At 69.2% G+C, this 12466-nt stretch carries 7 protein-coding genes, 1 pseudogene and 3 CRISPR repeat arrays; all 8 genes and pseudogenes read left to right on the top strand.

Annotated features, from left to right (window positions below; genetic code table 11):
- Positions 1-301: 301 nt before the first annotated feature.
- Positions 302-481 (top strand): annotated as a pseudogene (locus tag ACZ3ZE_RS35965) (UDP-N-acetylglucosamine--N-acetylmuramyl-(pentapeptide) pyrophosphoryl-undecaprenol N-acetylglucosamine transferase); the annotation flags it as partial.
- Between the two features lie 216 nt (positions 482-697).
- Positions 698-1578: direct repeats of the CRISPR family, unit length 27 nt.
- A gap of 225 nt (positions 1579-1803) precedes the next feature.
- A CRISPR array of direct repeats spans positions 1804-2136; the repeat unit is 27 nt; unit sequence CGGCTCACCTCCGCTCGCGCGGAGAGG.
- Between the two features lie 93 nt (positions 2137-2229).
- Positions 2230-3111: direct repeats of the CRISPR family, unit length 27 nt; unit sequence CGGCTCACCTCCGCTCGCGCGGAGAGG.
- A gap of 159 nt (positions 3112-3270) precedes the next feature.
- Positions 3271-6099, top strand: coding sequence for a CRISPR-associated endonuclease Cas3'' (locus ACZ3ZE_RS35960; protein WP_467262063.1), 2829 nt, complete (start codon positions 3271-3273; stop codon positions 6097-6099).
- Positions 6100-6324: 225 nt separating this feature from the next.
- Positions 6325-7893 (top strand): type I-E CRISPR-associated protein Cse1/CasA, encoded by a 1569-nt coding sequence (gene casA, locus ACZ3ZE_RS35955; protein ID WP_467262061.1) that lies wholly within the window; start codon positions 6325-6327, stop codon positions 7891-7893.
- 42 nt (positions 7894-7935) lie between these two features.
- Entirely contained in the window at positions 7936-8694 is a 759-nt protein-coding gene (gene casB / locus ACZ3ZE_RS35950; RefSeq protein ID WP_467262059.1) for a type I-E CRISPR-associated protein Cse2/CasB, read from the top strand.
- A gap of 77 nt (positions 8695-8771) precedes the next feature.
- Positions 8772-9944: a type I-E CRISPR-associated protein Cas7/Cse4/CasC gene (gene cas7e / locus ACZ3ZE_RS35945; RefSeq protein ID WP_467262057.1), complete on the top strand. Its 1173-nt coding sequence runs from the start codon at positions 8772-8774 to the stop codon at positions 9942-9944.
- Positions 9941-10798 carry a type I-E CRISPR-associated protein Cas5/CasD gene (gene cas5e, locus ACZ3ZE_RS35940; RefSeq protein ID WP_467262056.1) on the top strand — a complete coding sequence of 286 codons (858 nt, stop codon included), beginning with the start codon at positions 9941-9943 and terminating at the stop codon, positions 10796-10798. The genes cas7e and cas5e overlap by 4 nt, the downstream gene beginning before the upstream one ends.
- Positions 10795-11463, top strand: a complete 669-nt coding sequence (cas6e, locus tag ACZ3ZE_RS35935) for a type I-E CRISPR-associated protein Cas6/Cse3/CasE (protein ID WP_467262054.1) — start codon at positions 10795-10797, stop codon at positions 11461-11463. Before cas5e ends, cas6e begins: the two co-directional genes overlap by 4 nt.
- Positions 11464-11540: 77 nt before the next feature.
- A complete protein-coding gene (gene cas1e / locus ACZ3ZE_RS35930) occupies positions 11541-12458 on the top strand; it encodes a type I-E CRISPR-associated endonuclease Cas1e (RefSeq protein WP_467262053.1) in 918 nt (305 codons plus the stop codon).
- The last annotated feature ends 8 nt before the right edge of the window (positions 12459-12466 follow it).

The following is a 12466-nucleotide window of genomic DNA, read 5'->3' as shown; positions in this document are numbered from 1 at the left end:
CCGCTTGCGCGGAGAGAACAACACCTCCGCCCCGCGGGGGGCGCCGGGCGGCGGCTCACCTTGTGCCGGGTGAAGAGGTTTGGCTCACCTCCGCTCGCGCGCAGAGGACGACGTGCGGGAACAGCCCGGCGGCGTCATCTGCGGCTCGCCTCCGCTCGCGCGCAGAGGGCGCAGGACCGGGACCGACCCCAGACGCTCATCTCGGCGCCAGTTCACCTCCGCTCGCGCGGAGAGGACGACGAGAACCGGCGGCACGAGCACGTCTGCAACGGCTCACCTCCGCTCGCGCGGAGAGGACAACGCCGGCGCCGCCGTCGCCCTCGTCGACGAGGTGACCGCGGGCCGGCTCCGGGAAGCCGTCGGCCCGCTGCTCACCGATCCCGTGCGACGGGAGTCGATGGCGCAGCGGGCCAGGGAGCACGGCCGCCCGGACGCGGCGGACAGGCTCGTGGACCTGCTCCTGTCCGCCGCCTGCGGCTGACAGGCCGCCCTACAACGGACGTCGCACGCCCATGCCCGTGTGCAGCGCTGTGCTGGCCTCGATGAGGACGGCGTAGTCGTTGAATGCGGCTTCGTCCTGGCCCATGGGGTCGGGGACGTCACGGCCTGGGAGGTAGAGGCCGAGCTTGTACTCCTTGCGCTCCCCGCAGATCGCGCGGAGAGGACAGGGTGTACGCCTGCGACAGGTGCACGGAGTGCGGCTCACCTCCGCTCGTGCGGAGAGGACCCCGGGAGCCCCACCCGCATGATCCGCTCACGGGCTCACCTCCGCTGGTGCGGAGAGGACGGCCCTCCCTCGGGCTCGGTCATGGGCACCATCGGCTCACCTCCGCTGGCGCGGAGACGACCCCGCGCTCGCCAGGTACACGTAGCCCTTGCGCGGCTCACCTCCGCTGGCGCGGAGAGGACGCCCGGTACTACCTGGAGTGGTCCGACTCCCACGGCTCACCTCCGCTCGCACGGAGAGGACGTCGAAGTAGCCGGGCCGGGCGGGGATGCGGCCGGCTCACCTCCGCTCGCACGGAGAGGACCCCCCTCTCAAGAAGCCGCGGCCACGACGTCGCGGCTCACCTCCGCTCGCACGGAGAGGACCAGCACGGGCAAGGCGCTGATCTTGCCGAGGACGGCTCACCTCCGCTGGCGCGGAGAGGACGACGCGGAGGACGGAGACGCCGCCGAGGTTGCCGGCTCACCTCCGCTGGCGCGGAGAGGACGCGGTGGCGCCGCATGTGGGACAGGCCAGGAGCGGCTCACCTCCGCTGGCGCGGAGAGGACACATGAAGCACCGCCTGGGGACAAGCATGTACCGGCTCACCTCCGCTGGCGCGGAGAGGACACATGAAGCACCGCCTGGGGACAAGCATGTACCGGCTCACCTCCGCTGGCGCGGAGAGGACCGGTCCTCTCCGACGTAGACGCGGGCGTGCACCGGCTCACCTCCGCTGGCGCGGAGAGGACGTCCACCACGGCACCGGCGGCGGCCTCGGCGGCGGCTCACCTCCGCTGGCGCGGAGAGGACGGAGATCTACCCGGTGGACCAGTCCCAGGTGGAGGCTCACCTCCGCTGGCGCGGAGAGGACTCTTCCTGACCTGCGGGTTCAGCGCGCCATTGCCAGTTCTTTACCAACGAGCATGCTGTGCATCAGGGGTCCATCCTGACAGATGAGGCAACTAGGTGAGTGACGGCAAGCGGTGCCACATAACGCATACAACCGCGAGGAGGCGTGCGGCCAAGTCCGCTCGAGCTCTACCTCCGCTCGCGCAGAGAGGACCAGGCCGCGACGCCCTCCGCCTCCGCCGTGAGCGGCTCACCTCCGCTCGCGCGGAGAGGACTGGGCCTTCCTGTGGGCGGCCGTGGCCCACGGCGGCTCACCTCCGCTTGCGCGGAGAGGACAAGGTCTGGACGACGCCCTCGACCTACTCCAGCGGCTCACCTCCGCTCGCGCGGAGAGGACAGGAGTTCGGGGGTGCCGCCGTCACGGCCGACCGGCTCAGCTCCGCTCGCGCGGAGAGGACGAATCCTGCGTCGTACGCGACCCGCGCGATCTCGGCTCACCTCCGCTCGCGCGGAGAGGACACGTGGGGCGCCGGCCTGAAGGACTCCGAGGGCGGCTCACCTCCGCTCGCGCGGAGAGGACACCGACCTCTACGCCGCGCTCGCCACCGCCCGCGGCTCACTCCGCTCGCGCGGAGAGGACCGGCCGGGCTCTCACGCACCGACCGGGGCCGTCGGCTCACCTCCGCTCGCGCGGAGAGGTCGCTCGCGGCCATGGTGCGCGAGTCCGTCGGTCCGGCTCACCTCCGCTCGCGCGGAGAGGTCGCCGCATACCTCGCGCCCGGTCTGGTCCGGGACGGCTCACCTCCGCTCGCGCGGAGAGGACACCGTTCCCCCGCCGGGCCCGGACACCTCGGTCGGCTCACCTCCGCTCGCGCGGAGAGGTCGCTCGCGGCCATGGTGCGCGAGTCCGTCGGTCCGGCTCACCTCCGCTCGCGCGGAGAGGTCGCCGCATACCTCGCGCCCGGTCTGGTCCGGGACGGCTCACCTCCGCTCGCGCGGAGAGGACACCGTTCCCCCGCCGGGCCCGGACACCTCGGTCGGCTCACCTCCGCTCGCGCGGAGAGGACCGAGACGAGCTGTTCCGTCGAGTTGCTGACGCCAGCTCACCTCCGCTCGCGCGGAGAGGGCGGATCCCCCGGCTCCAGCGCCCGGCCGAGATGCGGCTCACCTCCGCTCGCGCGGAGAGGACCCCCGCGGCAGTACCCCGGTGACCGCTGGTACTGGCTCACCTCCGCTCGCGCGGAGAGGTCCTCAACCCCCGTTTTGCAGACGTCTTCGACACCGGCTCACCTCCGCTCGCGCGGAGAGGTCGCGCGCAGGTACTCGAGGTCTCGTTCGAGCGACGGCTCACCTCCGCTCGCGCGGAGAGGTCGCGCAGACCCTAGGGCTCACCGTCTGGCAGGACGGCTCACCTCCGCTCGCGCGGAGAGGTCAAGACGAATCACACAGAGGCGATCGTCAAGCACGGCTCACCTCCGCTCGCGCGGAGAGGTCGACGTGCCCGACGGCACCCGCTTGGTGCTGGGCGGCTCACCTCCGCTCGCGCGGAGAGGTCTCTTCCTGACCTGCACGGCTAGAGGCCCTTTGCCGTTTCTTTGCATGGATTGCCGAGGGGGTTGAGTGGGCTGTCCATGGACGTGGGGGCCTCGTTGTCAGTGGTGCCTGCTATCCCTGGTCGCGTGATGCAACGTGAGGGCAGTTTAGGTGCTGGAGTGTCTGTCGACCCACGGCTGTGGGGGAAGCGGCAGGGTCTGACTCGGGCGTATCCGGTGATGTGTCATCTGCTGGACGTGGCGGCCATGTTCGGCGCTTTGTGGGATGAGCTGCTCGGTGCTGCCATGCGTGAGCGTATTGCGCATGGGCTGGGGCTGACGCTGGATGAGGCTCGTTCTGTGTTGTCGTTCTGGGCGGGTTTGCATGATCTGGGGAAGATCACGCCGGTGTTTCAGGCTCAGGTGCCCGAGTCGTTCGCCGCGGTGAGTGGTGATCCGTTGTATCGGTCTGCGCCGGGGGCTGAGGGGGAGCGGGGGTTGCGGCATGAGATGGCGACGCATTGGGCGTTGGCGGCTCTGTTGGAGGAGGTTGGGTATCCGGAGGGCCGGCGGGTGGGTGGTGGCCGGCAGCTTCTGCGGGGTGCTGTGGGTCACCAGGTGGCTCAGCTTCTTGGGGGGCATCACGGCTGTTTCGGCGGTGTGTTGCAGGAGCACGAGGTGCGGCAGGCTAGTGAGTATCAGCCGGGCCTTGGGGGGCCGGGGTGGGATGGGCAGCGTCGTGTTCATTTTGCCGAGCTGCGGCGGGTGACGGGGGCTGGGGCGGTGCCGCTGCGGGCGTTGCCGGCTGGCCTGGCCATGGTGGTGACGGGGCTGGTGGTCGTCTCGGACTGGCTGGTGAGCCAGGCGGAGGTCGTCGAGTCGCTAATGCCGCCGTTGGGGTGGCGAGGTACTGACCTCGAGGTCGATGCTCACTGGCGCCGGGCTCAGCGCAAGGTCGGGGGAGTAGCTGCTGCTGCGGGGATCGGCCGTGCCCGCTTCACTGCGGGCAGGTTTGATCAGATGTTTCCGTTTGATCCGAATCCTCTGCAGGCTGATCTGGTGGCGAACCTGTCCGAGTTGGTCAGGGCTGAGGGTCCGGGGCTGCTGTTGGTCACGGCGCCGACGGGGGACGGGAAAACGGAGTCCGCCTTGTTCGCGGCGTCGGTGCTCGGTCGTGCCGCGGGGTGCCGGGGGATGTTTGTGGCGCTGCCGACGATGGCGACGGCTGATGCGATGTTGCCGCGGGTTGGCAGGTTCAAGGATGTGGCGCTGACGGGTGAGCGGGCGTTGATGTTGTTGCATTCCCTGGCCTGGCTGCGGCCAGCGGGGGTGGATGGCGCAGGGGAGGGGGAGGTGAGTGCCGGTTCGGCGGCGGAGGCGTATGCGTGGTTGCGGGGGCCGCGGCGTGGTCTGCTCGCGCCGTTGGGTGTCGGGACGATTGACCAGGTCCTGAGTGGTGTCCTGCCGTTGAAGTACAACGTGCTGCGTTTGTTCGGTCTGGCGGAGAAGGTGTTCGTCGTCGACGAGGCCCATGCGTATGGGCCGTGGATGCATCAGCTTCTGGTACGTCTGCTCGAGTGGTTGGGGGCGCTGGGGGCTCCGGTCGTTCTCCTGTCCGCGACGCTTTCCGGTCGGACCGCGTCGTCGCTGGTTGATGCGTATCGTCGCGGGGCGGGGCATCTCGAGCCGTCCGTGGTGGAGCCGTGCTATCCGGGTTGGCTGTACGTGGGTTCGGCGTCGGGCAAGGTGTCTGCACCGCGGGAGGTCGGCAGTCAGCGGGCGCGGACGCTGGATGTTGCGGTCCGCGGGGTGGTGTGGGATTCGGAGGACGCGCCGGGCGTGCCGCTGCGGATGGGTGGGCGGCGTGAGGTGTTGCGGCGGGAGCTGCTGCCTGTCGTGGAGGGGGGTGGTACTGCTCTGGTGTGCTGTACGACGGTGGCGGAGGCTCAGCGGACGTTTCGTGACCTGGCCGAGTGTTTTCCGAGTCTCGTCCGGATGTCTGGGGGTCTGAGGATCCTGCATTCGCGTTTCCCGGGGGTCGACCGGCAGAGGGTCACTGCGGAGTGTGAGGTTGCCTACGGGAAGCCGGCTGATCCGGGGGATCTTGAGCAGCCGCGGCCGGCGTCGATTCTGGTCGCTACGCAGGTGGTGGAACAGTCACTCGACTTCGACTTCGACTTGGTCGTCTCGGATCTGGCGCCGCTGGCGCAGTTGTTGCAGCGGGCGGGGCGGTGCCGGCGTCACGACCGTGGGGTGACTGGGAGGCCGTCTTGGGCGCGCGGGGAGGATCGTCCGAGGCTGGTGGTGCTGGATCCACTTCAAGGGGATGCGGCCGCGGTCCGGCTTCCTGCGTCGTGGGGGAAGGTCTATGACCCGGGGCTGTTGAAGCGGACGTCGTTGCTCCTCGGGCGGGAGTCGGCGTCTGGGATCGCTGTGCCGGGGGACGTGCAGCGGCTGGTGGATGAGGTGTACGCGGCTGACTTCGTGGACGGTCTGGATGGCGCGGTTCGCCGGGAGCTGGAGCGGCTGGATGGTGAGCGGCTTGCCGGTGAGGCGGCCGAGTCGTATCTGGCTGACCTGGCCGGCATCTGCGCGCCGGCCGATGTGGCCGGGGACCTGCACCGGCTCAGCCGCCGGGAGAGCGGTGTGACGCAGGAGATGCTGACGACGCGCCTGGGGGCGGATTCGGGGCGTGTGCTGTGCGTGTACGAGCAGGAGGGTGGGGTCGTGACCCTTGATCCTGAGGGCAAGGTTCCTGTGCCGGTGAGGTCTGGCGGTCTGTCGCGTGAGGAGCTGGTGCTGCTCGTGGAGCATGCAGCGCCCGTGCCTGGACGCTGGCTCCTTGGCGACTCCGACGGGCAGCCGGCTCCGGAGGGGTGGGCCAAGCACCAGCTGCTCCGTGACCTCGTCGTGCTGAAGATGAAGCCGTCCGGGGTGGGGGCCTGGAGCGGCCGCGGTCCTGGCGGGCGGACGATCACGATCTCGCGTGTGGGACTCGAATGCGAGTGACCAGTCTCGCCAAAGCTGCTCCTACGCCCTACTAGCTTGCCTAGAATCCAACTGCCGGTCTATTAGAGCCTGTTGGCTCTCTGTTGGCAGGTTTGTGGTGGATTGGATCAGCCCGCTTGCGCGGGCATGGGGTCGGCCAGAGGAACGCGCTGCGCCCCACTCGTGGCTCACCCCCGCTCTCGCGAGGCCCCTGTCTCATTCTGTCCTATTGGATCGGACGTTCCCATGTCTGATGGCGTCTTCAACTTGATCGACGAGCCGTGGATCCCGGTCCGATGGCGGCCAGAGGGACAGGTTGAGCCTGAGCAGGGTCCCAGTCACGTTGGCTTTCGTGACGTGTTGCTGCGGGCCTCGGAGATTTCCGGCCTGGCAGTGGCGGACCCGCCGGCCCACTCGGCTTTGCTGCGGATCCTGTACGCGCTCGCTGCGAGGGTGAGCGGGCTTGATGAGGCAGGGCCCGGGGACTGGAGCGATCGGCGCATCGACGTCCTGGAGGAGGGGCGGCTGGCGTTCGAGGGGGTGGATCGCTACTTCGGCCGGTGGTGGGAGCGGTTCTTTCTGTACGACCCCGTCGGCGGGCGCCCGTGGATGCAGGATGCGCGGCTGGCAGAGCAGTGCGACGGGGGCAACGCCGCAGGGGTGAACAAGCTGATCGTCACGCGCCCGGCCGGCAACAATCACGCGTGGTTCCGGCACGGGAGCGATGCGAGTCCCGACCTGCCGACCTCTGCTGAGGCCGTGTTGAATGTGCTGGTCTGGCACTACTACGGGCCCTCGGGCCGGTGTTCGTCCCGTGAGGTGGGCGGGGTGAAGTCGGCCTCGTCGACGGCGGGACCACTGCGGACGTCACTGTCGTATCACCCGGAAGGCGACAGTCTTTTCGAGACGCTCCTCGCCGGCCTAGTGCAGCCTGCGCATACGGTGCGCCGCGTGGCTGATCTGTGTCCGTGGGAGTGGGACGAGCTGCCCGACCCGGACGCCGCTCCGCGGATGCCGGCCGGTCCGTGTTCTCGCCTGACCGCCTGCTCACAGCACGCCCTGCTTCTCGTGCCGGATAAGGACGGTGCCCGTGCACGTGACGCGTACATCACGTGGGCCTACCGGGCCGGCCGTATCGAGCGCGACGACGACTTCTTGATCTGGCAGATCAGCCAGCAGAACAATCGCTACCCGCGGCCGGCTGATGCGTCCAGGTCCCTGTGGCGTGACCTGGACGCTCTGCTGCTCCTCGAGCCTTCCGGGTCGGCGCAGCCCCAGCGGCCGAAGATCATTGCTTCTGCGCTGGAGGTGTCGCCGCAGCTGCGTATCCGGGCCCTCGGCTTTGACCAGGAAGGGCAGGCCAAGGACACCCAGTTCGTGGACGCGGTCACCCCGCCGGTGTTCCACCTGGCGGAGCGTGAGGCCGCCGCGACCGCCCCGGCGGTGGGCCGGCTGCGGCAGCTGGGCGAAATGTTCGGCTGGCGGCTGCAGCGCGCGGTCCAAAAGGCCTGGGCGGCCTATGTCCGGGACGCCAAGGCCGACGCCGGCACGTGGGTCGCAGAGGCGACGGGCCGCTACTGGCCTGCGGCCGAGGCCGTGTTCTGGCAGTACTTCCGGGAACTCGACCGCACCGGGACGCTGCCGGGAGCGGGGCTGGACGCGGCTCAGGCGCGCAAGGAGTTCCTGCGCCTGGCCGAGGACGCCTACGAAACGGTGACCGCGACTGTCACCCGTACGCAGCGGGGGGCCAAAGCCGTCGCGGAGGCCCGGATCGAGCTGTACGGCGGCCCTGCGAAGAAGAAGCCGAACGACTGACGCCCTGCAGCCCGATCCGACCCCCTGGAGAGATCCACACCCATGACGATGACCACCCCCCAGACGCCGGACTCCCTCAGCACCTCGGAGCCCGCTGTCCCCAGGCAAGTGACCCGGCAGCACGATCGACGTGAGGTGAGGTTCGTCGCGTGGGTCGAACAGCTCTGCGCGGCTGATCCCGGCGCGCGGTCCGCTCTTCGCACCGGACTGAGGAAGAACCTCGACGCGGTCCCCCAGATGCACCGCTTCGTCGCATCCTGGCTTCCGTCCGACACCACACCAGAGGACACCCAGCGCGCCTACTACACCGTTGCCTCCATGATCGCGGCACAGCCCCGTACGGCTTTGGCCACCCCCGCCCCGGAGGGTGAGGGCGATGTCCCTGACGTGTCAGCCGTTACCGACACGCCACTGCCGGCGCCCTCAGCGGCACCTGGCTACGGCCCCAGCCTGGGGATCGCCTTCGCCCGGGCCGTGGTCCAGTCGCCGGGCCGGGACAAGGCGATGCGCGAGGCGACGGCGGAGAGCCGCCTGAACCTGCTGACCCGGCAGAGCCTGCCGGGCCTGCACCGCCACCTGCCTGCCGCCGTCGCCTACCTGCGCGCCTGCGACGTGCCTGTCGACTGGGCGCAGCTGCTGACCGACCTGACGCGCTGGCAGCAGCACGCAGGCCGTATCTCGCGCCGCTGGCTGCAGGACTACTACCGGCTGCGTGAGAAGGACACCCGCGAAGCCGCCGCCCAGCGCGACGAGGAAACCGCCGCCCAGCCGTCCCCGGCTGACGCCGCGTCCCCGTCGTGACGCTCCGGCCACGTCGATCCGATTCACAGGCGCAGCAGCACGCTGCCGTCTTACGAAACCCGCAAGGAGCCCGATCCATGACCACAGCAGCCCGCTTCATCGACGTCCATGTCCTGCAGTCCGTGCCGCTGGCCAATCTCAACCGGGACGACACCAACAGCGTCAAGACCGTGCAGTACGGCAACACGATGCGCACCCGGGTGAGCAGCCAGTCCTGGAAGCGGGCGTTGCGCGGCGCGTTCGAGGAGTACATCGGTGAGGCGGCGCTGCGCACGCGGCGTATCGGCGAGCGGGTCAGCCGTCTGCTGGTCGAGGAGCGTGGTTGGGAGCAGGGTCTGGCTGAGCGGGCCGGGGCGCACGTGGCTGCGGCGAGCAGCATCAAGTTCGAGCTGGGCAAGGAGGGCAAGGAGACGGTGGACAACAGGGTGCTGACCAACGCCATGGTCTACGTGCCGGAGTCCGCTGTCGCCGAGCTGGCGGACCTGGCGCAGGAGCACCGCGCGGCGCTGGAGGCGGCCAAGGACATCAAGAAGCCGGCCGACAAAAGCGTCTTGCCCAAGGACCGGGTCGAGGCGGTCCTTCGGTCCCGCAACGGTGTGATCAACCTCTTCGGGCGGATGCTCGCGGAAGTCGACGACGCCGGTGTCGACGGGGCCGTCCAGGTCGCCCACGCCCTGACCACCCACCAGACCGACGTCGAGCTCGACTACTTCTCCGCGGTGGACGATGTCACCGCCTTGTGGAAGGACGTCTCCGGCAGCGGGCACATGGGCCACGCCGAACTGAGCGCCGGCACCTTCTATCGGTACGCCACGCTCGACCTGCGCGACCTGGCCCGCAACACCCAAGGCAGCAACGTCACCCTGCGAGAGCTGTCCCACGGGTTCCTGAGCGCGTTCATCCTGTCTTTGCCGCAGGCCAAGAAGAACTCCACCGCCGCGCACACCATCCCCGACCTCGTCCACGTGTCCGTGCGCACGGACCGGCCGCTGTCCTACGCCGCCGCGTTCGAAAGCCCCGTAACCGCCGCGCGCGAAGGCGGCTACGCCAGCCCGTCCCGCGACACCCTCGCCGACTACGCGCGCGCCGCCAACACCATGCTCGGCACCGGCAACATCCTCACGTCCGGCTGGACCAGCCTGGAGACCAAGGAACTCACCGGGCTCGGGACCCGCCACGACGCCTTCGACGACCTCATCACCACCGCACTCGACACCGCCCTGGCCTCCCCCCAGGAGCCGTCCGCGTGACCACCACCGCCCACCGCCCGGGACCCGAACACGGACTGCTCCTCCGCTTCACCGGCCCTCTGCAGTCCTGGGGCACCCACAGCCACTTCAACGAACGCGACACCGCCCCCTTCCCCACCCGCTCCGGAGTCATCGGCCTGCTCGCCGCAGCCCTGGGACGCCGGCGCCACGAACCCATCGACGACCTGACCGGCCTCTCACTGACCGTGCGAACCGACCGGCCAGGCGTCATCCTGCGCGACCTCCACACCGTGGGCGGCGGCCTGCCCGCAAAAGCCACCGTGACCACCGCGGAAGGCAAGAAGCGCAGCGGCGACACCACCACCCTCCTCACCCACCGCACCTACCTCGCCGACGCGGCCTTCACGGCCGCCCTCACCCACCCCGACGGCAACCACCCCATCCTTCAGACCTGCGCACACGCCCTCATCCGGCCCCAGTGGCCCCTGTATCTGGGGCGCCGGTCCTGTCCTCCCGAGGGGCCCCTGCTGCTGGGGGTCACGGATGACGCCCTGCACCACCTGCTCCATCTACCGATCGCCGCACCCCCGCCGAGCCGCCACGGTGCAGATCGCGGCATCACCTTCACCAGTGACCGGCCCCTCGACCAACTGCCTCCACTCGCCACCTGGCCGGACGCGACAGCACGCGAGCCGGTGCTGACGACCAGGGAGATCACCGACCAGCCGGTCACCTTCCATCCCCGCCAGCGCACCTACCGCACCCGCACACTGCACCAGCTCACCCTCCGGCCACCCCACACGCAGTACAAGGGCCTGGGAACCGCCCAGCTGCGCGCCCTCGCCTCCTATCTCACCGACAACCTTGACTCGACACGAAGGAGCGGATCGTGACCGTCTGGCTCACACGCATCACCCCAGACCCCCGCTCCAAAGACGCCCGACGCGACGCACGCGACGCCGTCGGCACACACCGCCGCCTGATGTCCCTCTTCCCCGACGACGCCGGCCCCGACCCCCGCGCCCGCTTCGGCGTCCTCTATCGCACCGACGACACCCCCACCGGCCCCCAACTGCTCATGCAGAGCAACCACGAACCCGACCTCTCCCAGCTCCCCGCCGGCTACGGCGCCGGCATCACCCGCCCGCTGGACGCACTGCTCGACGCCCTACGCGCAGGCCTCGCCATCCGATACCGGTGCGCCGCCAACGCTATTCGCAAGCCCGGAGCCACCACACGAGCGCTCTACAACCTCCCAGCTGTCGTCCCACTCAGCGGCCCGGCCGCCGCTGAATGGTGGACACGCCAAGCCGACACCGCAGGCCTGAAGGTGCTCACCCTGCACTCCCAGCCGCTCGATACGGCCCAAGGCGTCAGGGGAACCAGAGGATCCGGCACCGAACAACGCATCCGCCACGTCCGGACCCGCTTCGACGGGACCGCCGTCATCATCGACCCCGACACCCTCCGAACGAAGATCACCGAAGGCATCGGCCGCGGCAAAGCCTACGGATGCGGAATGCTCAGCATCGCCCCAGCACCCGGCACCGAACGATGAGACAGCCCCGCACGACGACAGCCACCAAAGTCAACTCCTCCAACGCCCGACGCAGACTCGCAGCTCCCACCGTCGCCATGCTGCCGCGGATCGCCGACTCCCTGTCGTTCCTCTACCTCGATGTCGTCCGTATCCGACAGGACGACACCGGAGTCAGTGCTGAGGTGACCAGCGATCAACGAGGCACCGAAACCGTCTATCTGCCCACCGCCGCGTTGAGCTGCGTCCTGCTGGGACCAGGTACTTCCATCACCGCCCGCGCACTCTCCACTCTCGCCCGCCACGGAACGACAGTCCTCATCACCGGCTCCGGCGGAGTCCGCTGCTACGCTGCGGCGCTCCCCGACTCGCTCACCACCGTCTGGCTGGAACGCCAGACCAGAACTTGGGCAGACGACGCCCAGCGCCTCAGCATCGCCACCGCCATGTACGAAATGCGGTTCGGTTCCGGCACGGTGCCTCAGGGAACGACCCTTGAGCAACTACGCGGTATGGAAGGCCAGCGCGTCAAGGCGCTCTACCGAATCCTCGCTCAACAGCACAAGGTAGGCCGCTTCCGACGTGCCTACGACCCCGCCGCGTGGGACAGCCAAGATCCCGTCAACCTGGCGCTCTCCTCAGCCAACACCTGCCTCTACGGCATCGTGCACGCCGCCATCCTCGCTCTTGGCTGCTCACCCGCTCTCGGATACGTACACAGCGGAAACCAGCAGGCATTCGTCTACGACATCGCCGACCTCTACAAAGCCGAGCTCACCATCCCCCTCGCCTTCTCCCTCAATGCTTCAACAAACCCTGAAGCCGAAGCCCGACGCTCCTTCCGCGACGGCCTACGCCTGTTCAAACTGCTTCCTCGCATCGTCGCGGACATCCAAACGCTCCTGGACCCTCACTCAACGCAGGCGACACCAGACCCCGATGAGCAACTGGTAGACCTATGGGACCCAGTGACCGGCGTCGTCCCTGGCGGCACAAACCACGCAGTGGCCACCTGATCGCACAG

Source organism: Streptomyces sp. NPDC023157 (assembly GCF_055560575.1).
The sequence above is the reverse complement of the archived record's forward strand: the minus strand, read 5'-3'. Positions and strand labels throughout refer to the sequence as shown.